This is a genomic window from Flavobacterium cryophilum (genome assembly GCF_048286555.1).
Classification (GTDB): domain Bacteria; phylum Bacteroidota; class Bacteroidia; order Flavobacteriales; family Flavobacteriaceae; genus Flavobacterium.
Map to the genome: position 1 here is coordinate 35,723 of NZ_JBLVPZ010000009.1, position 24,368 is coordinate 60,090.

19 protein-coding genes and 2 riboswitches are annotated in these 24,368 nt (G+C 36.3%); of the genes, 2 read left to right on the forward strand and 17 right to left on the reverse strand.

Annotated features, from left to right (window positions below; translation table 11 throughout):
* The first annotated feature begins 25 nt into the window (after nucleotides 1-25).
* Nucleotides 26-925 (forward strand): gliding motility-associated ABC transporter ATP-binding subunit GldA, encoded by a 900-nt coding sequence (gene gldA / locus ACNQGJ_RS13010; RefSeq protein ID WP_417973580.1) that lies wholly within the window; start codon nucleotides 26-28, stop codon nucleotides 923-925.
* Between the two features lie 248 nt (nucleotides 926-1,173).
* On the opposite strand, the gene metF is transcribed toward gldA, so the two are convergent.
* The 17 genes from metF to ACNQGJ_RS13095 form a co-directional block, all read right to left on the reverse strand.
* The gene (gene metF / locus ACNQGJ_RS13015) at nucleotides 1,174-2,130 is read right to left on the reverse strand and encodes a methylenetetrahydrofolate reductase [NAD(P)H] (protein WP_417973578.1); all 957 of its coding nucleotides are present in this window, start codon (nucleotides 2,128-2,130) and stop codon (nucleotides 1,174-1,176) included.
* Nucleotides 2,131-2,211: 81 nt separating this feature from the next.
* Complete coding sequence (gene metH / locus ACNQGJ_RS13020) at nucleotides 2,212-4,890, reverse strand: methionine synthase (RefSeq protein WP_417973576.1); 2,679 nt, start codon at nucleotides 4,888-4,890, stop codon at nucleotides 2,212-2,214.
* A gap of 383 nt (nucleotides 4,891-5,273) precedes the next feature.
* Nucleotides 5,274-6,275, reverse strand: coding sequence for a homocysteine S-methyltransferase family protein (locus ACNQGJ_RS13025; RefSeq protein ID WP_417973574.1), 1,002 nt, complete (start codon nucleotides 6,273-6,275; stop codon nucleotides 5,274-5,276).
* Nucleotides 6,276-6,616: 341 nt separating this feature from the next.
* Nucleotides 6,617-6,736: riboswitch (SAM riboswitch) on the reverse strand.
* 92 nt (nucleotides 6,737-6,828) lie between these two features.
* Nucleotides 6,829-7,881, reverse strand: coding sequence for an NAD(P)/FAD-dependent oxidoreductase (locus ACNQGJ_RS13030; protein ID WP_417973572.1), 1,053 nt, complete (start codon nucleotides 7,879-7,881; stop codon nucleotides 6,829-6,831).
* Nucleotides 7,882-7,988: 107 nt separating this feature from the next.
* Complete coding sequence (locus tag ACNQGJ_RS13035) at nucleotides 7,989-8,570, reverse strand: precorrin-2 dehydrogenase/sirohydrochlorin ferrochelatase family protein (protein ID WP_417973570.1); 582 nt, start codon at nucleotides 8,568-8,570, stop codon at nucleotides 7,989-7,991.
* Between the two features lie 78 nt (nucleotides 8,571-8,648).
* Nucleotides 8,649-9,422, reverse strand: coding sequence for a uroporphyrinogen-III C-methyltransferase (gene cobA / locus ACNQGJ_RS13040; RefSeq protein ID WP_417973568.1), 774 nt, complete (start codon nucleotides 9,420-9,422; stop codon nucleotides 8,649-8,651).
* Nucleotides 9,415-11,505 carry a nitrite reductase gene (locus ACNQGJ_RS13045; protein ID WP_417973566.1) on the reverse strand — a complete coding sequence of 697 codons (2,091 nt, stop codon included), beginning with the start codon at nucleotides 11,503-11,505 and terminating at the stop codon, nucleotides 9,415-9,417. Before ACNQGJ_RS13045 ends, cobA begins: the two co-directional genes overlap by 8 nt.
* A 187-nt stretch (nucleotides 11,506-11,692) precedes the next feature.
* Nucleotides 11,693-12,937 (reverse strand): sulfate adenylyltransferase subunit 1, encoded by a 1,245-nt coding sequence (locus ACNQGJ_RS13050; protein ID WP_417973564.1) that lies wholly within the window; start codon nucleotides 12,935-12,937, stop codon nucleotides 11,693-11,695.
* Between the two features lie 174 nt (nucleotides 12,938-13,111).
* Entirely contained in the window at nucleotides 13,112-14,011 is a 900-nt protein-coding gene (gene cysD / locus ACNQGJ_RS13055; RefSeq protein ID WP_417973562.1) for a sulfate adenylyltransferase subunit CysD, read from the reverse strand.
* Nucleotides 14,012-14,085: 74 nt separating this feature from the next.
* Nucleotides 14,086-14,787, reverse strand: coding sequence for a phosphoadenylyl-sulfate reductase (locus tag ACNQGJ_RS13060; RefSeq protein ID WP_417973560.1), 702 nt, complete (start codon nucleotides 14,785-14,787; stop codon nucleotides 14,086-14,088).
* 15 nt (nucleotides 14,788-14,802) lie between these two features.
* Entirely contained in the window at nucleotides 14,803-15,705 is a 903-nt protein-coding gene (locus ACNQGJ_RS13065; RefSeq protein WP_417973558.1) for a sulfite exporter TauE/SafE family protein, read from the reverse strand.
* A 118-nt stretch (nucleotides 15,706-15,823) separates the two neighbouring features.
* Complete coding sequence (locus ACNQGJ_RS13070) at nucleotides 15,824-16,234, reverse strand: RrF2 family transcriptional regulator (RefSeq protein ID WP_417973556.1); 411 nt, start codon at nucleotides 16,232-16,234, stop codon at nucleotides 15,824-15,826.
* A gap of 186 nt (nucleotides 16,235-16,420) precedes the next feature.
* The gene (locus ACNQGJ_RS13075; protein WP_417973554.1) at nucleotides 16,421-17,593 is read right to left on the reverse strand and encodes a trans-sulfuration enzyme family protein; all 1,173 of its coding nucleotides are present in this window, start codon (nucleotides 17,591-17,593) and stop codon (nucleotides 16,421-16,423) included.
* A gap of 66 nt (nucleotides 17,594-17,659) precedes the next feature.
* Nucleotides 17,660-18,085 carry an OsmC family protein gene (locus ACNQGJ_RS13080; protein WP_417973552.1) on the reverse strand — a complete coding sequence of 142 codons (426 nt, stop codon included), beginning with the start codon at nucleotides 18,083-18,085 and terminating at the stop codon, nucleotides 17,660-17,662.
* Between the two features lie 167 nt (nucleotides 18,086-18,252).
* Complete coding sequence (thrA, locus tag ACNQGJ_RS13085) at nucleotides 18,253-20,667, reverse strand: bifunctional aspartate kinase/homoserine dehydrogenase I (protein WP_417973550.1); 2,415 nt, start codon at nucleotides 20,665-20,667, stop codon at nucleotides 18,253-18,255.
* An 18-nt stretch (nucleotides 20,668-20,685) separates the two neighbouring features.
* Nucleotides 20,686-21,648: an alpha/beta fold hydrolase gene (locus ACNQGJ_RS13090; protein ID WP_417973548.1), complete on the reverse strand. Its 963-nt coding sequence runs from the start codon at nucleotides 21,646-21,648 to the stop codon at nucleotides 20,686-20,688.
* A gap of 78 nt (nucleotides 21,649-21,726) precedes the next feature.
* Nucleotides 21,727-21,851, reverse strand: a riboswitch (SAM riboswitch).
* Between the two features lie 231 nt (nucleotides 21,852-22,082).
* The gene (locus ACNQGJ_RS13095) at nucleotides 22,083-22,292 is read right to left on the reverse strand and encodes a hypothetical protein (protein WP_417973546.1); all 210 of its coding nucleotides are present in this window, start codon (nucleotides 22,290-22,292) and stop codon (nucleotides 22,083-22,085) included.
* A 754-nt stretch (nucleotides 22,293-23,046) separates the two neighbouring features.
* On the opposite strand from ACNQGJ_RS13095, the gene metK reads away from it, so the two are divergent.
* Nucleotides 23,047-24,297, forward strand: coding sequence for a methionine adenosyltransferase (gene metK / locus ACNQGJ_RS13100; RefSeq protein WP_417973544.1), 1,251 nt, complete (start codon nucleotides 23,047-23,049; stop codon nucleotides 24,295-24,297).
* Nucleotides 24,298-24,368 lie beyond the last annotated feature (71 nt).

A 24,368-nucleotide genomic window follows, 5' to 3' on the forward strand; every position in this document is an offset into this window, starting at 1 on the left:
TTACTTTTGCAATAAATAAAATTCCATGTCAATAGAAGTTACTAACATATCTAAAAGTTACGGTTCCCAAAAAGCGCTGGATAACATTTCATTCTCGATTAATAAAGGAGAAATTGTTGGTTTTCTGGGTCCAAATGGAGCTGGAAAATCTACTTTAATGAAGATATTGACCACGTATATTAATGCCGATGAAGGTTCAGCAATCGTAAATGGAAACGATGTAAACAGCCAACAAAAAGCCGTTCAGCTTTCCATTGGTTATCTTCCGGAACACAATCCGCTGTATTTGGATTTGTATGTGAAAGAATATTTGGCTTTCAATGCTGATGTCTATAAAGTAGCCAAATCCCGTATTGAAGAAGTGATTCAATTGACTGGTTTAACCACCGAAAGCCATAAAAAAATAGGACAATTGTCTAAAGGTTACCGTCAACGTGTGGGACTTGCCAATGCGTTATTACACAATCCCGATGTTTTAATTTTGGATGAACCAACAACCGGTTTAGATCCAAACCAATTAATTGAAATTCGTAATGTGATTAAAAATGTGGGAAAAGACAAAACCGTTTTCCTCTCGACACACATTATGCAGGAAGTCGAAGCGATTTGTGACCGCGTAATTATCATCAATAACGGAAAAATTGTTGCCGATAAAAAACTGGATAACTTAATTTCCGAGGACAACGAGCAAGTTATCGAAGTAGAATTTGACTATAAAATAGAAGAACAAGCCATTGCTAAAATCGAAAATCTTGTTTCTTACAAGAATACGCACGACATGATTTGGGAACTGACTTTCAAAGCGGATAAAGACATGCGTCCAGCCGTTTTTGATTTTGCTACTGCAAATGGCTTGAAAACGCTACAACTGAATCAGAAGAATAAAAACCTAGAGACTGTTTTTAGAGAGATTACGAAAAAATAGTATCAGTGTTCAGTCGCACTTTGCAGATGAAAAATACTAGCCATTTATACCGTTTGATTTGTCATTCTGACGAAGGAGGAATCTACGGAATGAATTTCTTTCTTCGCCCGAGCGACAAAATTAAGAATTTGGAATAAATAACGATATTGATAACCGTCAAATCCCTAGCCCAGATAGCAGTGAAAATCCTTTTCTTGTCTCATTTTTTGAGACAAGAAAAGATTGTAACGAATAGCTGGAAATAGCTCCTAAAAAACCTTACTCGCTATTTGACGAATATTTTCTGATTTTCCCATAGAATAATAATGCAAAACGGGAACACCCGCAGCTTTCAATTCTAATGATTGTTGAATAGCCCATTCGATCCCTACTTGTCTGATATCAGCATTATTTTTGCATTGATCTATTGCATGAATCAAATCCTCCGGCAAATCAATTCTGAAAATTTGTGGCAATACTTGTAAGTGTCTTTGCACTGCAATAGGTTTGATTCCAGGAATAATAGGAACCATAATGCCCATTTCTCTGGCTTTGGCAACAAACTCGAAGTATTTGGAATTGTCAAAAAACATTTGGGTTACCACATAGTCGGCTCCGGCATCCACTTTTGCTTTCAACCTTTTTAAATCAGATTGCAAAGACGGAGATTCCAAATGTTTCTCCGGATAACCTGCGACTCCAATGCAGAAATTGGATTTATTATCGACTTCCATTACATCATGTAAATATTTTCCTTGATTCAGTTGATTGATTTGTTTAACCAGATCGACTGCAAAATCATTCCCGCCCTGTTTCGGAATAAAATATTGTTCATCTTTCATGGCATCGCCACGCAACGCCATTACGTTATCTAAACCCAAATAATGGCAATCGACCAACAGATACTCGGTTTCTTCTTTGGTAAAACCACCGCAAAGTACATGCGGGATCGTATCAACATTGTACTTGTGTTTTATGGAAGCGCAAATCCCCAGCGTTCCCGGGCGCATTCTGGTCAGTCTTTTGTCTAATAAGCCGTTGCCTTTGTCGATATAAATAAATTCTTCTCGCGAAGTCGTTACATCTATAAAAGGAGGTTTAAACTCCATCAACGGATCAATATTGTCGTATAACTCCTGAATACTTTTTCCCTTTTGTGGCGGAATAATTTCAAAGGAGAATAATGTTTTCTTTTTTGCGTCTTCTATATGTTGTGTTACTTTCATTTTTTTTAAGTCTAAAGTCTAAAGTCTAAAGTCGTAAGGTCCATTATAGACCTTAAGACTTTTGACTTTATGACTGTGTTTTTAATCTGCAATATTTGGGCTTAACCATTTCATGGCTACTTCGGTTGGAATGCTTCTTCGTTTCGCGTAATCAATGACTTGGTCTTCTTTTATTTTTCCGAGTCCAAAATACTTACTTTGTGGATTTCCAAAGTAATATCCAGAAACCGATGAAGCGGGCCACATTGCCATACTTTCAGTCAAGGTCACTCCAATTTCTTGTTCGACATTTAGTAATTTCCAAATCGTTGGTTTTTCTAAATGGTCTGGACAAGCCGGATATCCTGGTGCCGGACGAATTCCTTTGTAATCTTCAGCAATCATTGACTCTGTACTTAAAACTTCATCAGATGAATAGCCCCAAATTTCTTTTCGTACTTTCTCATGTAAATATTCCGCAAAAGCTTCTGCAAAACGATCCGCCAATGCTTTCACCATAATCGAATTGTAATCGTCAAAATCTCTTTCAAATTCAGCCGCCCATTCATCGACACCAAAACCGGTCGTGACACAAAATGCGCCCATATAATCCGTTTTTCCACTATCTTTTGGAGCAATAAAATCAGCTAAAGCAATATTTGGAGCCCCTTTTGTTTTTTGTGATTGTTGACGTAACGTCAAGAACTTCTCTAACACTTTTCCGTTTTCATCGCTTAACTCAATGTCATCATCATTCACTTGATTCGCTGGAAAAATTCCGTAAATACCTTTAGCAGTCAGTTTCTTTTCTTTTAAAATGACTTGCAAAATTTCATTGGCATCCGCAAAAACAGAAGTAGCTTGTTCACCAACAACAGTATCCGTTAAAATTGCCGGATATTTTCCAAACAATTCCCATGTTCTAAAAAACGGCGTCCAATCAATATAAGGAACCAACACATCCAGATCAACTTCGATTGTTTTTACGCCAATAAAATTGGGCTTTATTGGGGTGTAATTTTCCCAATCTAATTGTAGTTTATTGACACGCGCTTGCTCAATCGTCAAGAAATTTTTGTCTCGCGAGCGGCTTAAAAACGTCTCTCTAAAAGCGTCATACTCTGCCCTGATGTCACTTGCATATATTTTTTTATCATTGTTTAATAAACGTCCGGCAACCGTTACAGCTCTAGAAGCATCATTAACATGAATCACTGTTTCTCTATATTGTGGCGCAATTTTCACGGCAGTGTGCGCTCGTGAAGTGGTTGCTCCACCAATCATTATAGGAATTTTTATGTTTTTTTTGTCTAATTCCTTGGCCAAATAAACCATTTCGTCAAGCGAAGGTGTTATTAAACCGCTTAATCCAATAATATCAACATTGTGCTCAATCGCTGCTGCAATAATTTTCTCTGGCGTAACCATCACCCCTAAATCAATGATTTCGTAATTATTACAAGCCAAAACAACCGATACAATATTTTTTCCAATATCATGTACATCTCCTTTGACAGTTGCCATTAATATACGACCTGCAAAACTGGAGACTCCATCTTTTTCCGCTTCAATAAAAGGCAGTAAATAAGCCACCGCTTTTTTCATTACTCGGGCTGATTTCACCACTTGCGGCAAAAACATTTTACCCGACCCAAATAAATCCCCAACGACATTCATTCCCATCATCAAGTTGATTTCGATAACTTCGATAGGTTTTGTTGCTGCCAATCGGGCTTCTTCCACATCAATTTCAATGAATTCATCAACTCCTTTTACTAACGAATGTGTCAGTCGTTCCTGAACAGTACCGGAACGCCATTCTTGAATCGCTTTTTCATTGCTTTTTACATCGCCTTTCACATTTTCGGCAAAATCCAACAATCTTTCGGTGGCATCATCCCGACGGTTTAGAATTACATCTTCAACGCGTTCCAAAAGTTCCTTTGGAATTTCGTCGTAAATAGAAAGCATCTCCGGATTTACAATTCCCATCGTCATACCATGTTGAATAGCATGGTATAAAAATACGGAGTGCATCGCTTCCCGAACCGTGTCATTTCCTCTAAAAGAAAACGAAACATTACTTACTCCACCGCTAATATGCGCATGTGGAAGATTCTCTCTAACCCATTTGGTTCCTCTAAAGAAATCCAAGGCGTTCTCTCGGTGTTCTTCCATTCCTGTTGCCACAGGAAATATATTCAAATCGAAAATAATATCCTGCGCCGGAAAACCAACTTTATTTACCAAAATATCATACGATCGCTGGCATATTTCTACCCGACGATCGTAATTATCAGCTTGTCCCGTTTCGTCAAAAGCCATAATAATTGCAGCAGCACCGTAGCGCTTAATCAATTTAGCGTGATGAATAAATTGTTCTTCGCCTTCTTTCAAAGAAATCGAATTTACCACACTCTTTCCTTGCACCACTTTTAAACCCGCTTCGATAATATCCCATTTTGAGCTATCAATCATAATCGGAACTCTCGAAATATCCGGTTCAGCAGCGATTAAATTCAGGAATTTTGTCATGGCATATTCGCCATCCAGCATTCCTTCATCCATATTAATATCGATGATTTGCGCGCCACCTTCCACTTGTTCTTTAGCAATGCTCAATGCCTCTTCGTATTTTTCTTCCTTGATTAACCGAAGGAATTTTCTAGAACCAGTAACATTCGTTCGTTCACCAATATTTACAAAAACGCTTTTCGGCGTAATGATTAAAGGCTCTAATCCTGATAATACAAGGTTTCTTCTTTTTTCTGCGTGTGCCATTTTGTTTTATTTAATCCTGCAAGGTTACAAAAACCGTGTAAGTCTAGCTTTTTTGTTTATTTCTACCTTTTTAAAACGTGTAGTTCGTTTTGTTTCTTATTATTTTGGGCGTGACCCAAGGGTCGGGCTATTCGTTGCAAGTCCTCGACTAATTCCACTTCGCTTCATTGGTCTGTGGGCTTTTCACTGCTATCCCTCACGCAGTATTGTATTTTCTATGTCATTGCGAGGAACAAAGTAATCTCATTCAGTAAGTCCTTTAACATCATTCTCATTTTTGTTATGCCGCTCATGATAGCCAGATTTAACGAATTTAACATGTCAAAAAAATCAATTTTCAGACATACCTACAAGGTTTGAAAAAAACCTTGCAGGAAATTTAACTACATCGTTGCTGTAGAAACTCTAGGTTTATACTCCTTTGCGATATCAGCAATCAACTTGATATGTTCTGGCGTTGTTCCGCAACAACCTCCTATGATATTTACTAAATTATCGTCTAAATATTCTTTGATGAAGGCTTGCATCTGTTCCGGTGTTTCATCATACTCTCCAAAAGCGTTAGGCAGTCCAGCATTAGGATGTGCCGACACGTTGAAAGAAGTGTTTTGTGATAAGGTTTGTAGATACGGTTTCAATAAATCGGCTCCTAAAGCACAATTAAAACCTACGCTCAACAATGGAATGTGCGAAACCGAAACTAAGAAAGCTTCTACCGTTTGTCCTGAAAGTGTTCGTCCTGATGCATCAGTAATGGTTCCCGAAACCATGATAGGAATATCGATATTGCGTTCGTCTTTGACTTCTTCAATGGCGAAAAGTGCTGCTTTGGCATTTAAAGTGTCGAAAATAGTTTCTACCAAAAGCAAATCACTACCTCCGTCTATCAAGGCTTCGACTTGTTGTTTGTAAGCAATGCGCAAATCATCAAAAGTTACCGCTCTATATCCTGGATCATTTACATCTGGTGACATACTTGCCGTTCTGTTTGTTGGTCCAATTGAACCTGCTACAAAACGAGGTTTATCTGGATTTTTTGCCGTAAATTCATCGGCTACTTCACGGGCAATTCGTGCCGATTCGTAGTTGAGTTCATATACCAAATCTTCGAGATGGTAATCAGCCATTCCGATGGTGGTTCCTGAGAAAGTATTAGTTTCAACAATATCCGCTCCTGCTTCAAAATAAGCGGCGTGAACTGCTCGAATCGCTTGTGGCTGCGTCAATGACAATAAATCGTTGTTTCCTTTTAAGGAATGTGGAAAATCTTTGAAACGTTCTCCTCGGAAATCTTCTTCGGAGAAATTGTAACGTTGCAACATGGTTCCCATAGCTCCATCGAGTATGAGTATGTTTTTTTTAATGGCTTCTTGAATGCTTGACATAACTTTTTATTTCTTGTAAATCGCGATCCATTTCGGGATTTATACTTTTGATTAATAATTACAAAAGCTCACTATTTTAGTTCTTTAGCCCCGATTACTTCACTTGATTTCTATTTTCATAGGAGTTCAGTGAACTACGTTTGCAGCGGTATCCTTTTTTTATTTTACCCTGTCAGGGTTTAAAACCCTGACAGGGTAAAATAAAAAAAGATATAGCGTAAAGCGGGAACGGTATTGGTAAAAAAACGCCAATTGTTCGCTCCTGATACTGAAAATAATTCAGCAGGCTAAAAATATATGTTGTCAAGAAAAGGTTTGAGAAATACTAAGTGAGTATTTGTGTGTTATCTATCTTAAATACTGAAACTGGTTCTGTATAAAGTAGAATGTAGCACCTTCTTTAAAGATAAAGGGTTGCTAAGGTTTCATTGGGTCTTTCCCTCCGCCTTTCGTGATAACTTTCAATAAATGTAGGAACAGTGCAAAGTAAAGACATAGCGCCAATACTTGCAAGTATTAGCGCTATATTTTTTAACTAGTTTGTATTAAGTTGTTAAACTATGGCTTTCACCACAGCTTTTGGAGCCTCTTTACGGGTACCGTCAAATCCGTCAACACCAGAAACTGTAGTATATTTCAATACATATTTCTTACCCGGGTTGATGATTTGGTAGGCTGCCTGACACATTAAAGTCGCTTCGTGGAATCCACAAAGAATCAATTTTAATTTTCCTGGATAGGTATTTACGTCACCTATGGCAAAAATTCCCGGAATATTCGTTTGGTAATCCAAGGCATTATTTACTTTGATGGCATTTTTTTCAATGTCTAATCCCCAGTCTCCGATAGGGCCTAATTTTGGAGTTAATCCAAAAAGCGGAATGAAATAATCAGTAGGAATGGTTCTATGGGCTCCATTTTCTTCAATATCAATTGATTCTAAATGTTCGGCTCCGTTTAAACCAACAACTTCTGCCGGCGTGATCATTTTTATTTTTCCTAAATCTTTTAATTCTTGCACTTTTTCGACCGAATCTAACGCTCCTCTAAATTCGTTTCTACGGTGAATTAAAGTCACTTCGGAAGCAATATTCGACAAGAAAATACTCCAATCTAAAGCCGAGTCACCACCACCTGCAATCACCACTCTTTTGTCTCTAAATTTTTCCGGGTTTTTAATGAAATACTTGATTCCTTTATCTTCGTAAAATTCGATATCTTCGATCAATGGTTTTCTGGGTTCAAAACTTCCTAATCCACCCGCAATAGCCACAACTGGAGCATGGAATTTTTTTCCTTTATTGGAGGTTACAATGAAACTTCCGTCTTCTTGTTTTTCAATCGTTTCTGCACGTTCTCCAAGCGTGAATCCTGGTTCGAACTGCTTGATTTGTTCCATTAAATTATCCACCAAATCGCCTGCTAATACTTCCGGAAATCCTGGAATATCATAAATTGGTTTTTTTGGATATAATTCAGATAATTGCCCTCCTGCTTGTGGCAAAGCATCCAGAATATGGCATTTTAGTTTCAATAATCCTGCTTCAAAAACGGCAAATAAACCTGTTGGCCCGGCTCCTATTATAAGTATGTCTGTTTTAATCATTTTTTTATTCTTTATGTAATGTAAATGTGCTAAACTATTTAATACAAATTAACAATTGATTTTTACTATTTTAAATGATAAATATCATTCGTTATTTCGCGATGCTTTTATTCTTTGTTTTTTAATGCCTCTGTTATTTCGTTCATTTTTTGAACTTTTTCTTCGAAATTTCCTTTCAACGTCTTTCGATATTCATTGAGGTTTTCGACCATTGCATTAATATCATCTGGAATTATTTCTTCGAAAAATTCCCGTAATCTTTTGGCTGTTGTCGGCGATTTACCATTGGTTGAAATGGCTATTTTTACATTTCCTTTGGTTACAATTCCCCCCAAATAATAATCACATAAATTGGGCGTATCGGCAATATTACAAATCAAGTATCTTTTTCTTGACAAGTCGAATACTCGTTTATTCACTTTCAAATCATCGGTGCAGGCAATAACCATGTGCCTTTTCTTCAACATTTTTTTCTTGAACTTAGCTTTCGTCAATTTCACGGAAGGATGCCTTTCAACCAACGCTTCCAGTTCAGGCAAAAACCTTGGAGCCACCACCTCAACATTGGCGTTTGGACTGGATTTTAGCATAAACGACAACTTTTCTAAACCCACATTTCCTCCACCTACAATTAGTACATTGAGGTTGTGTAATTTTAAAAAAACAGGATATAATTCATTTTTTTCCATTGTTCTCTTATTTTCCTTTCTCCTCCTAAAACCTCTGGCGGTGAGGCCACATGGGCTGGAATAATTTATATTTATTTTTTATGCAATTTTACTTAAAACAAATTCTTCGTAAAATCCTTTTAACTTGTTGCTTTCTTTGACCACTTCTCCAATTACAATAATTGCCGGTGAACTTAGATTCTTTTCGGCAACCACTTCTTGAATGGTATCAATTGTACCAACACCTATTTTTTCTTGTGGAGTTGTTCCGTTTTGAATAATCGCAACAGGAGTTTCTCCTTTGGACTCCGTTTGAAATAAAGAAACAATTTGTGATAGTTTACTCATTCCCATCAAAATTACAACTGTTGCCGATGATTGGGCTGCAAGCGCTACATCATTTGACAAATTCCTGTTGGAAGTTGTGCCTGTAATGACCCAAAAACTTTCAGAGACCCCTCTTTTTGTCAAAGAAATCCCTTGATAAGCAGGAACCGCGATTGCCGATGAAATTCCAGGCACTACAAATGTAGGAATTCCAAAGCTTTCGGCGAATTCAATTTCTTCGCTTCCACGACCAAAAATAAATGGATCCCCACCTTTTAACCGAACGACATTTCCATAGGTAAGCGCATTATCAACAATTAACTGATTGATTTGGTCTTGCGTATATTCATGACAGCCTTTTCGTTTCCCTACAAATATTTTTATAGCATTTTTTGGTGCATGAATCATTATTTCATTATTGGCTAGAGCATCATACAAAACCACATTCGCTTCAGCCAGCGCCTTCACTCCTTTTAACGTAAGCAAATCCGGATCACCAGGACCTGCGCCTACTAAAGTTACTTTGGGTTGTATTGTATTATGCATCAGCTAAATCTTTGGCTCTATATTTCTCTATTATATCAAAAAACGCAACTCCTTGTTGGATGTATTTTTGTGCAAATTCTGCCGAAGGCTCATTCGATTTAATTTGATAAACCAAATCTTTAAAGCTTGAGTCCAATTCTATTTTTTTGCTTTCGACAAAAACAGTATCAAATAAATCGATAATCCCAGCGTGGTGATTTGTTTTTTCGTTTTCAGCCAATAATATTGCTTTGGCACCGTTTACAAAACCAGCATACGCCAAATAAATCGCATCCGCCCATTTTTTATCCTCGAAAGCTTCTTGTGCGAAAGTCAATTTGTCTTTGGCTTCCAATATTAAAGTAGCCACTAAATCAATAACAACGCCAGCACATTCTCCTACTCCAACTGCTTTTACGTAATTATCGGCATTTCCCCAATCTACAAAATCAGCCTCGGTAAGGTTTGTTATATCCGCCAATGGCTTCAAAAATTCATAGAAATATTTCTCTCCTTTCGCATCATAATAATTCAAGAACGATTGTCCGTTTCCGTTTGCTTCAAAATCATTTAAAATATAACGCAACGCATCGGGTCCTCTTCTGCTTGGAATTTTGATTACTTTATCAGAAAATCTTCCGTTTCCGTTTCCTAAATTACCCCCACCTAATAAAACTTGAAGAGCCGGAGCTACCAACTTTCCTGCATTAATGGACATTCCTTGGAAACCTATTTCAGACATATTATGCTGTCCACAAGCATTCATACAACCACTAATTTTTATGGCGATTTGTTGATTGTTGCTGTATTGTGGGTATTCTGTTTTTAATACTCTTTCTAATTCATCCGCGATACCGGTACTGCTTGCGATACCTAAATTACAAGTATCGGTACCCGGACAAGCCGTAATGTCTCCGATAGTTTGATATCCTAAAGTAACAAAATCCAATTTGGCTAATTCTTGGTAAAAGAACGCTAGATTTTCTTCTTTAATATTACGTAAAACGATATTTTGTCGTAAAGAAAAACGCAATTCATTGGCACCATAATTTTTAATCAAATCGGCTAACAATCTTGCTTTGTCTGTATAAAAATCTCCTAAATGTACTTTAATGCCAATAGCTACATATCCTGCCTGTTTTTGTACAATCACATTCGATTTTTTCCACGCTTCAAAAGCTTCAACATCATCAATTGTTACTGCTGGCACTACCAATAAAGGTTCTGTTATTGGACCTTCAAAAGCGGTAGTATCGATTTCGTAAGAATGAAAAGGCAATGCTTTTTTCTCTTCGTCAACCAAACGCAACAACTCATCACGACCCAAGTCTTTGATTAAGAATTTCATACGTGCTTTCAAACGTTTTGTTCTTTCTCCATATCGGTCAAAAACCCTGATTATCCCTTCGGCAGTTGGAATAATTTGATTAACCGGAACAAACTCCGAAAGCAATTCCGCATGACTTGGTTGAGAACCTAAACCTCCGGCAAACATTATTTTGAATCCTTTTTCGCCATTTACAATTTTTGGAATAAATCCTAAATCGTGCAAATAACTTAAAGCAGTATCTTCATCAGAAGAGGAGAATGATATTTTGAATTTACGTCCCATTTCCTGACAAATTGGGTTGCGCAATAAATATTGGAACATCGCGTGTGCATAAGGCGTTACATCAAAAGGTTCGTCAACATCTACACCTGCTAATTCACTTGCTGTAATATTACGCACTGTGTTTCCACAAGCTTCTCTCAGCGTGATATCATCTTTGGCCAGCTCAGACCAAAGCTCAGGTGTTCTGTCTAGACTCACATAGTGAATCTGAATATCCTGACGGGTTGTAATGTGCAAACGTCCTGTTGAATATTTATCGGACACTTCAGTAATACGCTTCAATTGCTCGCTAGTCACTTTTCCGTAGGGCAATTTAATACGAATCATTTGCACGCCTTCTTGACGTTGACCGTAAATACCACGGGCCAAACGAAGACTGCGAAAACGCTCATCGTCAATTTGTCCACTTCGGAAGGAATGAATTTTTTTCTCTAAATCGATAATCTCTTTTTGGACAATCGGATCTTCTATTTCGGTTCTAAAACTTTGCATCTGTGTTATGTTTATTCCTCCCCCCAGCCCCCCTCCGAAGGAGGGGGAGACGAAACGGGGAATGTTATTACATTTTTAATTAACTCAATTATTATTTTATTCTTACTTTAAAAAGTAAAACCCTTACTACTGGATAACTTTTATCCAGTATGTCTCCCTCCCCTTCGGGGAGGGCTGGGGTGGGGATTTAGTTTATAAAACCAACTCCTGCAGTTGTATTGGTTGCGGCATCTATTAAAATAAAAGCACCGTTTGACTTGTTGTCGTTGTAGGCATCAAAATATATAGCTTTACTCAACTTAATATTCACTTCTCCTATTTCATTAATTGCTAACTGAGTTGCCGGAGTTGAACCCGAATAATCCGTTGCAATGACATTTTTAATACTTTCAATTTTTGCTAAAACTCGATTCGTATTGTGCTGAATAAAATATTTTGTTCCTGGAACTAACTTTTTGCTGTCCATCCAACATATTGTAGTATTGATATCTTTTTCGATTCTTGGAAGCTCACTCGATTTTACAATCATATCCCCTCTAGTCACATTTATATCATTTTCTAATTCAAGAGTAATAGAAGAACCTACAGTTGCTTCATTAAACTGTTTATCGAAAAAATGGATATTTGTCACTTTAGATTCGGTTAACGATGGAAGAACAGTTACCGCGTCACCTACTTTAATATTGTCTCCGTATAATTTTCCTGCGTATCCTCTAAAATCATGATACTCCTCCGTTTTTGGCCGAATTACTGTTTGAACAGGGAAACGCGCTTGTCCTTTTTCGTACACATCTTTCGGCTCTAAAGCTTCTAAATGTTCCAAAACCGTTTGCCCATCATACCAAGGCATGTTTTCTGATTTGTTAACGACATTCCCACCATTAATAGCACTTAACGGAATGTAACTAACTGTTTGTTCTTTAAAAGTACTTTTTGCATTTAACGCTTGAAAATCAGATTTGATTTTATTGTATACTTCTTCCGAATAATCAACCAAATCCATTTTATTTACCGCAACAATTACTTCTTTTACTCGCAATAAATTATTGATAAAAAAGTGTCTGTACGTTTGTTCAATAACGCCTTTACGGGCATCAATTAATATAATCGAAACCTGTGAAGTCGAAGCGCCGGTAACCATATTACGCGTATATTCTACGTGACCCGGTGTATCGGCAATAATGTAACTTTTTTTGGCCGTCGAAAAATAAATATGCGCCACATCAATCGTGATTCCTTGTTCTCGCTCAGCAACTAAACCGTCGGTAGCCAATGAAAAATCTAAATAATCGTATCCTTTTTGCTTGCTGCTTTTTTCGATTGCTTCAATCTTATCTGTAGTCAACGATTTTGTATCGTACAATAATCGTCCGATTAAAGTACTTTTTCCGTCATCTACACTTCCTGCTGTTGCTATTTTTAAAACTTCCATATTACCGTTATATTTTCCCCTCCCCGACCCTCCCCGAAGGGAGACGAGTCTGGTATATTTTTATATATTACTATTTTACTTTTTATTCCATTTTTATCCTCCAAACAATTAACCATTAGATAATTTTATCAAGCTATGGCTCCCTTCCCTTCGGGGAGGGCTGGGGTGGGGATTTTAAAAGTACCCTTGTTGTTTTCTTTTCTCCATTGCGGCTTCCGAACGTTTGTCATCAATTCTGGCTCCTCGCTCGGAAATCGTTGAAGATCTTATTTCGCCAACCACTTCTTGAATCGTTGCGGCAAAAGAATCAACTGCTGCAGTACAACTCATATCTCCCACGGTTCTAAAACGAACAATTCTTTCTTCAATTTCCTCATCTTCTTCTTGGTAAACAAATGGAGAATGCGACCAGATCATACCGTCTCTCAAGAATACTTTACGTTTGTGTGAAAAGTAAATCGATGGGATTTCGATTTGCTCTTCTTCGATATAGCTCCAAACATCTAGCTCTGTCCAATTTGAAATTGGGAATACACGTACGTTTTGACCGTTTTCAATTTTTCCATTCAAAATATCAAACAATTCCGGACGCTGATTTTTTTCGTCCCATTGACCAAAATCATCACGAACAGAGAAAATACGTTCCTTAGCCCGTGCTTTTTCTTCATCACGACGAGCGCCACCAATACAAGCATCAAATTTAAATTCTTCGATAGCATCCAAAAGTGTAGTCGTTTGCAAACTATTTCTGCTGGAGTATTTCCCTGATTCTTCCACTACTTTACCTTCGTCAATAGCATCTTGCACATTCCGAACGATTAATTCCAAACCTAATTCAGCAACTAGTTTATCTCTGAAAGCAATAGTTTCGGGAAAGTTATGTCCCGTGTCTACATGCAACAACGGAAAAGGAATTTTTGCAGGGAAAAATGCCTTTTGCGCTAAACGCACCAATGTAATGCTATCTTTACCTCCAGAAAAAAGTAAAACCGGCTTGTCAAATTGAGAAATAACTTCTCTAAATATGTATATGGCTTCGCTTTCTAACGCGTTTGTTTTTAATATTGAACTCATCATTCTTTGTTTATTTGGTTATTCGTTTATTTGGATATTCGCTAAAACGATTAAACAAAAAAACAGTTAAGCTATTATTTTTGGTGCAAACCACACTCTTTATGACTGGATTCCCACCACCATCTGCCTGCTCGTATATCTTCATCAGGAGTAATAGCTCTAGTACATGGAGCGCATCCTATACTTACAAATCCTTGTTTGTGCAATGCATTTTGTGGCACATTATTGTCATCAATATATTTTTGAACTTCGGCTAAAGTCCATTTTAATAATGGATTGAATTTGATAATATTAAAATGGGCATCGTATTCAAAGGCTGCCAAATCATTTCTATTTTCTGATTGTTCCGCACGTAAACCGGTAATCCAAATCGAATTCCCTTTTAATGCCTTAGTCAGCGGAGCTACTTTACGAATAAAACAACATTCTTTTCTGTTCTCAACTGATTCGTAGAAACTGTTTGGACCTTTTTTATTTAACAACGCTTCCACCGCAGTTGTTTCTGGAAAATAAGTTTTTATATCTATCTTATACTTTTTCAATGTCTTGTGAAAAACATCATACGTTTGTTGAAATAGTCTCCCTGTATCCAATGTAAAAATGGTAATTGGCACATTATTTTTGGCAATTAAAGCCGTAATCACTTGATCTTCCTGCCCAAAAGAAGTAGAAAAAACAATTTTATTTTGGTATTGATCGGCTAAAAAAGTAAGCGTTTCCTCGATGGAAAAATTCTTTGTTTTATCTAATAAAGCTTGCGCTATTTCTATACTCATAATTTCGTTTCTCTTTTATAACAATTTCGATAACGTTCTTAAACTTAAAATTATAATTAAGACACCCACCAAAATCATCATTGGTTTTCTTTTGATTTTATTGACTAACAAAGCAGCAATTGGCGCAGCAATAACGCCTCCTAAAATCAAACCTATAATAACCTGCCATCCTTGAATTCCTCCAAAAATCATGAACGTTATTCCACTCGCGAAAGAAACCGCAAATTCTGCTGCATTCACGGAACCAATAGTATATCTCGGATTTCTACCGTTACCAAGTAAAGTTGACGTAACAATTGGTCCCCAGCCGCCACCGCCCACTGAATCCATAAATCCTCCAAAAGAAGCTAAAATATTCAATCGTTTTGTTTTCTTTTTAATGATGTCTTTTTGCATTGCTTTTTTGATGATTATAACCGCCAAAGCGATCATGTACACCGCAATAAACGGCTTTATCGCATCACCGTCAATTACATCCGACAATAAATAAGCCCCAGTTATAGAACCTAAAACACCAGGAATTAACAAATGTCTGACCAGTTTTTTATTGATATTCCCAAATCGATGATGAGAAATCGCCGAAGCTCCGGTTGTAAACATTTCAGCAACATGAACCCCTGTACTACTGATTGCGGGCGGAATTCCATACGCCAATAAAAAAGAAGTCGAAGTCGCTCCATAGCCCATTCCTAAAGTTCCATCTACTAATTGTGCAAAAACACCGATACAGAAAAAAATTAAAAATTCCTGATTAAATCCAGCTAGAAAACCCTCCCAAGAAAACTCCGCATGATGATTGAATACCAATGTAGAAATTAAACCTACCAATAAAACAACCGGAATTACAACCCATAAACGCTCCGCGAAAGTAGTTCCCGCTTTTATATTGACATTAATCTCTTTCAACTCTTTGCTCATGCCTTTACAATTCAACGGTTTTTAATTATTTAAATCTATTACCCCATCGGAATAGTAGATTACTGTGCAAAAATAAAACTTTTTAGTTAACTACAAAACTTATTTTGTGATTAATTCTTTAAAACGCAATATCAGCTAATGTGTTATTTTCTAATATGATCAGCGTATTGTCACGAACTTCGGTCATTAGTATATGAACCGAACAATTGGCTTCGTCAACACAATCATCACATTTTTCGTAAAAATTATGGCTTACGCACGGCATCAATGCAATTGGGCCTTCAAGAATGCGATACACATGGGCCATATTAATGTCTCTTGGTTCTTTTATCAGATAATATCCGCCACCTTTTCCCTTTTTGGCTCCCAAAAAACCGGAATGACGCAGTAACAATAAAATACTTTCCAAAAACTTAATCGAAATGTTTTCACTTTTTGCAATATCCGCAATTGGAACCGGGATTTGATTCTCTTGACGAGCCAAAAATGACAAAGCTTTTATTCCGTATTTTGTTTTTTTAGACAGCATTTTATAGGATTTTTGATTGTAGAGTAACGATTGCAGATTTTTGATAGTTTAAAAATCTGCATATCTATACCTTTTTTACAACAACAAAAATATACTTTTTGAATGAAGTATGGTGAATGTAAATTAATGATTGTTTTTAAATTGGAAATCTGAAATCTAAAATCGTTAATCTACATTCAAAAATCGTTATGAAAGTGCCTGCTCCAAATCGGCAATTACATCTTTCACGGTTTCCAATCCTATAGAAACTCGAACTAAACCATCTGTTATACTGACCGCTAAACGTTCTTCAACAGATAATTTACTGTGTGTTGTTGATGCCGGATGGGTTACAATTGTTCTGGTATCTCCCAAATTTGGAGATAAAGAGCATAGTTTTAATTTATCCAAAAAATTTCTGCCGGCTTCAAGACCGCCTTTTATTTCAAAAGCAACAATGTTTCCACCTAACTTCATTTGCTTTTGAGCAATTTCGTACTGTGGATGCGATTTTAAAAACGGATACTTTACTTTATTAATCTGAGGATGGCTTTCCAGAAACTCCGCTACTTTCAAGGCATTTTCACAATGTCTGTCTAAACGAATCGCCAGCGTTTCTAAACTTTTTGATAACACCCAAGCGTTAAAAGGCGATAAAGAAGGCCCAGTAAGTCGCGAAAATAAATAGATTTTTTGAATTAATTCAGCATCACCAACTGTTATTCCTCCCAAGACTCTACCTTGACCGTCCATCAACTTTGTAGCGGAATGTACCACTAAGTGTGCCCCCCATTTTATCGGTTGTTGCAGATAAGGTGTTGCAAAACAATTGTCAATTATTAAAATTAAATTGTGTTTTTTGGCAATCGTCCCTAAAAGTTCCAAATCGATAATATCAACAGCCGGATTGGTAGGTGATTCAGCGAAAAGAATCCTTGTGTTTGGTGTGATGAAACTTTCAATTGTTTCTGGCTTATTAATATCAAAATAGGAGGTTTCAATATTCCATTTTGGAAAATAATTGATAAATAAAGAGTGTGTCGCTCCAAAAACACTACTGGAAGATACAATATGATCTCCAGATTTCAATAAAGCTGCCAAGGTTGAATATACTGCTGCCATTCCGGATGCGAAGGCAAAACCTGCTGAAGCACCTTCCATTTTACACACTTTCTCAACAAATTCGTTCGTGTTTGGGTTGCTGTAACGGCTGTAAATATTCCTGTCTTTCTCTTCGGCAAAAGAAGCGCGCATATCTTCGGCATCCTCAAATACAAAACTAGAAGTTAAGTATAAAGGAACCGAGTGCTCTAAATATTGCGTTCTTTCTAATTGGGTACGGATGGCTGATGTTTCAAAACCAAATTCTTGTTCGTTCATTCTTTTTTAGTTTAAAGTTTAAGGTTTAGAGTTGTTGGAACATTAAATCCAATCACTTTGCTTAAACTACAATGGTTTATTATTCAAAACTACTTTGTAATGTATGGTTGCTGTTGGCTCTAATGTTTTAGAGACCGAACAGTATTTTTCGAAAGAAAGTTGTGCGGCTCTCGCTGCTTTTTCTTCATTGATAGGTCCTTCCAAAAAGAATACCACTGTAATATCCTTGAATGGTTTTGCTTCTCCTACTTGGACCCGTTCTCCTTCAACCTCAGCTTTGAAAGAGGTGATTTCTTGACGTTGTTTTTTCAAAATCGAAATCATATCAATGGCGCTACAACCCGCAACACCCATCAATACTAATTCCATTGGACTTGCTCCCATATCGTCTCCGCCAAATTCTGGTCGGCTATCTACATTTACTAAGTGACCACGCTCGTTTTTTAATTCAAAGTGGAAATTGTCGTTTACTCTGTTTAATGTTATTTTCATGTTAATCCCCTCCCCAACCCTCCCCGAAGGGAAGGGAGCCAAGACTGGAGGCAGTCCCTTTTTAATTACTTATATTTGTTTGGACGCGGATAAAACGAATTTTCAAACGCGAATTTTACTTTTATATATCTTAAATCAAAAATCGTCAATCTGCAATCTTAAATTCATTACCCTTTATCCGATAATCTCAAAATATCCCCAAAAACTCCTCTCGCTGTTACTGCTGATCCTGCGCCTGCGCCTTGAATTACAATGGGTCTGTCGCCATACGATTCTGTGTAAATTTCGAAGAAAGAGTCAGAGCCTTTCAAACCGCCCAAAGCCGTATCTGATGGTACGGAAACTAATTTCACTTCCAGGTTTCCTTTGTCGTTTTGCAAATCCCCTGATAATTCACCTATGTATCGCAACACGTGGTTTGGCTTTTGTTCTGCTTTTATTTTAGCATAAACAGGATCAAATTCTTTTAATTTATTTAGAAAATCAGAAACATCACCTTCACGTAAATGCTCTGGAATTAAATTCTGAATATTGATTTCTTCAAATTCATTTTGCAAGTCTAATTCTCTTGCCAAAATCAATAATTTCCGACCTACATCATTTCCACACAAATCTTCCCTTGGATCTGGTTCCGTGTATCCATTTTCAATTGCTTCTTTCAATATTTCACTAAATGGAGCCTCTTTTGCAGAAAAATTATTGAACAAATAACTTAATGTTCCGGAGAAAACACCTTTAATCTTCGTTATGTTTTCTCCCGAAAGGTGCAATAATTTAATCGTATCAATCAACGGCAATCCCGCTCCAACATTGGTTTCATAAAGATAACTTTTTTGATTGTCGGCCAATACTTTTCGCAATGTTTTATAAAAATTATAACTTAATGTATTGGCAACTTTATTAGAAGAAATTAAATCGAAACTGCTTTCTGCCAAAGGAATGTAATTTTCAACAAATGTCGCACTTGCCGTGTTATCGATCGCAATCAAATTCTCCAAATGATGCTCATTTGCGTACGCAATTACATCGTCGATTGTATAAGAGAGACCATTTTTTTGAATTTCGTTTTTCCAATTTGGAGTAACACCATTTTTATTCAGCAACACATTTGTTGAATTCGCTATTGCAAAAACATTCAATTTAATGTCTTTTCTTTTTTCAATGGCTGCGGCTGATTCTAATATTTGGTTAATCAGCGTTCCGCCCACTAAACCATGTCCGAAAATAGCAATATTGATTTTCTTTGAAACTCCAAAAATCTCTCCATGGATTACGTTTAAAGCTTTGTTTAGTTGCGATTTTTTGACAACTAAACTCACATTTTTACCTGTAACGGTATTGTTGAAAAGTATTGGGACTATTTTATTTTTTATCAACGCCGTGTAAGGCTTGTGAAACGTACTCAAATCCTGACCAATTATAGAAATCACCGACACATTATCCGTAACCGTGATTTTATTCACATCTTTTGAATAGAAATCATTTTCAAATTCTTTTTCTAATTCAATCATTGCTTTTGTCGCTTTATCAGCAGCAACTACTAAACCAATTCCTCTTTCTGAAGAACCTTGAGAAATGATACTCACACTGATATCATTGTCTCCCATAACTCTAAAAATACGGGCGTCGACTCCAGTTTTTCCAAGTAATCCTCGTCCTTCTAGATTCACTAAGGAAACATTTTCAAGAACCGAAAGTGTTTTAATTCCTTCATTGTTAGAATTTGAGGTGATTAATGTGCCTTTGTTTTCATGGTTGAAAGTATTCAAAATACGAAGCGGAATGTTTTTTTCCAACAAAGGAATAATGGTCTTAGCATGAAGAATGGTCGCACCAAAATTAGCCAACTCATTCGCCTCGTTAAAAGTCAAATGGTCAATTTTTTTCGCATCAAGCACTAATTCAGGATTTGCGGTATAAATTCCGTCAACGTGTGTATAATTCTGTAGTTCCTCAGCATTTAAATAATTCGCAAGTAAAGAAGCCGTGTAATTACTGCCGTTTCTCCCTAATGTAGTGGTGTCATTATTGTTATTTGAACCAATGAAACCCGTAACAATATTGACGATTGTTCCATTATTTTGTTTAAAATAATTGACAACATTTTTCTTCGAAATTTGCTCCAAAGGTTGCGCATCACCAAATTTCGAATCAGTTTTAATCAATTCTCGAGTATCAGCAAAACGGGCATTTATTCCCTTTTTAACCAGAATGGCCGTCAATAATTTTGCCGAAAGCAATTCCCCTTTTGATAAAATTTGGTCTTTAATTTTATTGCTGTAATCGCCAATTAGACTTACGCCCTCGAATAATTTCTCTAGAATATTGAACTCCTCTGACAAATCGACCTCTTGGTACTCATCATGTTGGTATTTTTTAAAATCCTCAAAAAGCGGTTTATACTCTCCATTTTTAGAGGCAATATTTAAAAGCTCTTCTAATTCATTCGTCGCATTTCCTCTTGCTGAAACCACAATAGCAATTTCTTCTCCTTGATTTACCTTATCGGCAATAATAGCAACCACTTTATTTAATCCGTCGCCATTCGATAAAGATTTACCTCCAAATTTTAATATTTTCATTGTGTTGTGTTTTTTGGCTTAGAATATATCCTGAAGCAATTTGTCTAATTGTTTGTATTCTATCAAAAAAGCATCGTGACCGTGGATGGAAATAATTTCCTGATAGCTGACATTATTTTTATATTTCTTTAATTCCTCGAAGGTTGCTTTATTTTCATTAGCCGTAAAAAACAAGTCCGAATTGATTCCGATGATATGAATATCAGCTTCAATTTTTGAGGTTATTATTTCAAATGAATCGCTGTTTCTGGTTATATCTATGGTCTTCAATAATTGGTTCATCATTTTATAAGACGAAATTTGAAAACGTTTTTGAAGCTTTCTGCCATGATGATTCAGCCAGCTTTCTACATTGAAAATGGCTAATTCCGCATCAGTGGTTCGCTGAAATTTTGCAGCAAAAGATTCCGGAGTACGGTAACAAAGCATGGCATGAATTCGAGCATCTTCAATAGGTTTTGAAGAGTTTTTCAGGATTTGCTCCTGCAAAAAGCAATTGGCAATTAACCAATCCGTCGATTTCCAGTCGGTTGCAATAGGAATTAAATGCTGCGTGATTTTTGGTTCTAAAGCCGCCATTTCCCATGCGATTCCTCCACCAACAGAACCACCAATAATAGCATAAATCTTTTTGATTTCAAGAAAATGAATGCCTTCAATAAAAATTCTGGCAGTATCTCTGGCATTAAAATCCAAATAATTTTCAATGACAGCATCATCAAACCCATTTCCCGGAACATTAAAAGCCAGTATCGTATATTTATTAGTATCGATGGTTTTGTGCGCACCAATTAAATCATTCCACCATCCTTTGTCTCCCACAACTTGGGAATTTCCAGTCAATGCATGATTTACCAAAACGATTGGAGCTGTGTGTAAAGCCGGTCCAAAAACTTGAAAACTTAAGTTTAAGGCAGCATAAAAAGCCCCACTTTCGGTGGTGAAATTTTGTAATGTTATAGATGTTGGTTTATTTTCCAATTTCAAATCTTTTATGATTTTTGATTTGTGTCTGGAAATATTAGAAAGAAAGCTAGAAGTGAACTAGAAGAATTCTTTGTGTTATCTTTCCTTTAGATTCTGAAATAATTCAGAATAAAGGTAGAATGCAGCACCTTCTTCGATAAATCGAAGGGTTGCTAAGGCTTCATCGGGTCTAATCCCTCTGCCTTTCTTTATAACATTTCAATACAGTTTTGAACTTAATGGCACAAATTAACCACTATTTTTTTAAACAACCAAATTTTTATCCAATTGGTTATAATCGACTTATTGCTCACTGACTTGAAAAATCTGCACACATAATCAGTATTCCGACGAAAGAAAAAAATACAACACTAAGGTTTTATCTTTCGTCGAAATCACAACACAAGATTTTCATTCAAAGATTCAAAAACTAAAATAAGGATTCCTTTTTAAATAAAAAGCTCTTCATTTTCTTTTGAATACATTTGAAATAGCAATGAATTCGGCACCGTTTTTTGTGCCAAAGGATCATTTTTGGATATTTCAAATCGTGGATTGGTCAATTCATTTTTTAAATCGCTTTCCTTTTCTGTTTTGTTTTTCGATCTAAAGCCTTTTAGCAGCTGAATAGTTTTCGGGAAATATTTTAATGTGCTCATAATCTTTGAATTTTCGAGGTTAGTTATATTTAAATTATATTTTCAATTCGGAAATTTCTTTGCTTGCAAACTATTCTTAATAAAAAAACCCTTTTAGATACGTATCCAAAAGGGTTTTAAGCTTTATTATCAACTTATACTTTTGGAATCAACAGACACGAATGCGCATAATGGCATTGGTGTAAAACCTATTTTTGACTTTACAATTATTTGTTTTCTGGATTTTCAAGTTTTTCATTCTAAATTGATATTGTTTTCGTTCAGTTAAATAGATTTAAAAAAAAACCTTCGAATTTCTTGGAAGGCTTTTGCTATATAAATTTTAATTCAAATTTAAGCAATAGACGACCCATAGGACTTTTCCTGAATGGCTTTTGATTTATTACACACATTAAACTTCATCTTTCGTTTTTTGTTATTACAAATATGGCAACTATTTTTGAATTCTCCAAATAACTTTTAAAAAAAATAGAAATAAAAACAAACCTAACACTCTCAATTGTAGTAACATAAGGAGATCGAAAGATTTATCACCAAAAAAAAGTTAAGATTAATTTGCAATTCAAAATGGTTTCATACATTTGCACCCGAATACAAGAGGAAAAATTTGAACTGATTGCAACCTCTTCATAATGAAATCAATTCATTATGAATACTGAAAATTTTTCAGTAGAAAAAATGCTAAAGCAGAAACGCTCCTTTAGTCCTTTTCAGCAATTATTTTTTCTCACTTAATTTTAAAATAATAATTATTATGGCCTATTTATTTACGTCAGAATCTGTAAGCGAAGGACATCCAGACAAAATTGCAGATCAAATTTCGGATGCATTAATTGATAATTTTTTGGCATTTGATGCTGACTCAAAAGTAGCTTGCGAAACTTTAGTAACTACTGGTCAGGTAATTTTGGCTGGTGAAGTAAAATCAAATACCAATTTAGACGTACAACAAATTGCTCGTGATGTAATCAAGAAAATTGGTTACACAAAAAGCGAATATATGTTTGAAGCCAATTCTTGTGGAATTCTTTCTGCTATTCACGAACAATCTGCCGACATTAACCAAGGTGTTGACAGAGCAAATCCTGAAGAACAAGGCGCTGGAGACCAAGGAATGATGTTTGGTTATGCTACAAATGAAACGGAAAATTACATGCCATTGGCACTTGATTTATCTCATAAATTATTACAAGAATTAGCTGTTTTAAGACGCGAAAATAACGAAATCACGTATTTACGACCTGATGCTAAATCACAAGTCACGTTAGAATATAGCGATGACAATAAGCCGGCTCGAATTGAAGCTATTGTAATCTCGACACAACACGATGATTTTGATGAAGAAGCAAGTATGCTTGCAAAAATCAAAAAAGACATTATCGAGATATTGATTCCTAGGATTATTGCAAAAAATCCTGCTCATGCTCATTTATTCAGCGATGCAATCCAATATCATATTAACCCAACCGGGAAATTCGTAATTGGAGGTCCTCACGGAGACACCGGATTAACAGGACGAAAAATTATCGTGGATACTTACGGTGGAAAAGGGGCTCACGGTGGTGGTGCGTTCTCTGGTAAAGATCCAAGTAAAGTAGACAGAAGCGCAGCTTATGCTACTCGTCATATTGCTAAAAATCTAGTTGCAGCGGGCGTTGCTGACGAGATTTTAGTGCAGGTTTCGTATGCCATTGGAGTTGCAAAGCCAATGGGTATTTTTATCGATACGTACGGTACTTCAAAAGTGAATTTGACTAATGGCGAAATTGCCAAAAAAGTGGAAGCTATTTTTGATATGCGTCCTTACTTTATTGAGCAACGTTTGAAATTAAGAAACCCAATCTATAGCGAAACTGCTGCTTACGGGCACATGGGACGTACTCCAGAAACGGTTACTAAAACTTTTTCAGCTCTTGGGGGAAACAAAAAAACAGTTACTGTTGAATTGTTTACTTGGGAAAAATTAGATTTTGTTGACCAAGTTAAAACAGCATTTGGATTGTAATCATCTGAAAATATTTATATCTAAAACCCGAAATTCAATTGGATTTCGGGTTTTTTTTGGCCCTGATGGGA

Excerpts from the sequence above, each read along its gene's own strand:
- metF (WP_417973578.1), bottom strand. The coding sequence starts at position 2,130 with ATGAAAGTAACACAACATATAGAAGACGCAAAAAAGAAAACATTATTC.
- cysD (WP_417973562.1), bottom strand. The coding sequence starts at position 14,011 with ATGAGTTCAATATTAAAAACAAACGCGTTAGAAAGCGAAGCCATATAC.
- ACNQGJ_RS13060 (WP_417973560.1), bottom strand. The coding sequence starts at position 14,787 with ATGAGTATAGAAATAGCGCAAGCTTTATTAGATAAAACAAAGAATTTT.
- metH (WP_417973576.1), bottom strand. The coding sequence starts at position 4,890 with ATGGCACACGCAGAAAAAAGAAGAAACCTTGTATTATCAGGATTAGAG.
- ACNQGJ_RS13070 (WP_417973556.1), bottom strand. The coding sequence starts at position 16,234 with ATGCTGTCTAAAAAAACAAAATACGGAATAAAAGCTTTGTCATTTTTG.
- ACNQGJ_RS13030 (WP_417973572.1), bottom strand. The coding sequence starts at position 7,881 with ATGATTAAAACAGACATACTTATAATAGGAGCCGGGCCAACAGGTTTA.
- ACNQGJ_RS13065 (WP_417973558.1), bottom strand. The coding sequence starts at position 15,705 with ATGAGCAAAGAGTTGAAAGAGATTAATGTCAATATAAAAGCGGGAACT.
- cobA (WP_417973568.1), bottom strand. The coding sequence starts at position 9,422 with ATGCATAATACAATACAACCCAAAGTAACTTTAGTAGGCGCAGGTCCT.
- thrA (WP_417973550.1), bottom strand. The coding sequence starts at position 20,667 with ATGAAAATATTAAAATTTGGAGGTAAATCTTTATCGAATGGCGACGGA.
- ACNQGJ_RS13045 (WP_417973566.1), bottom strand. The coding sequence starts at position 11,505 with ATGCAAAGTTTTAGAACCGAAATAGAAGATCCGATTGTCCAAAAAGAG.
- ACNQGJ_RS13080 (WP_417973552.1), bottom strand. The coding sequence starts at position 18,085 with ATGAAAATAACATTAAACAGAGTAAACGACAATTTCCACTTTGAATTA.
- gldA (WP_417973580.1), top strand. The coding sequence starts at position 26 with ATGTCAATAGAAGTTACTAACATATCTAAAAGTTACGGTTCCCAAAAA.
- metK (WP_417973544.1), top strand. The coding sequence starts at position 23,047 with ATGGCCTATTTATTTACGTCAGAATCTGTAAGCGAAGGACATCCAGAC.
- ACNQGJ_RS13050 (WP_417973564.1), bottom strand. The coding sequence starts at position 12,937 with ATGGAAGTTTTAAAAATAGCAACAGCAGGAAGTGTAGATGACGGAAAA.
- ACNQGJ_RS13095 (WP_417973546.1), bottom strand. The coding sequence starts at position 22,292 with ATGAGCACATTAAAATATTTCCCGAAAACTATTCAGCTGCTAAAAGGC.
- ACNQGJ_RS13035 (WP_417973570.1), bottom strand. The coding sequence starts at position 8,570 with ATGGAAAAAAATGAATTATATCCTGTTTTTTTAAAATTACACAACCTC.
- ACNQGJ_RS13025 (WP_417973574.1), bottom strand. The coding sequence starts at position 6,275 with ATGTCAAGCATTCAAGAAGCCATTAAAAAAAACATACTCATACTCGAT.
- ACNQGJ_RS13075 (WP_417973554.1), bottom strand. The coding sequence starts at position 17,593 with ATGAACGAACAAGAATTTGGTTTTGAAACATCAGCCATCCGTACCCAA.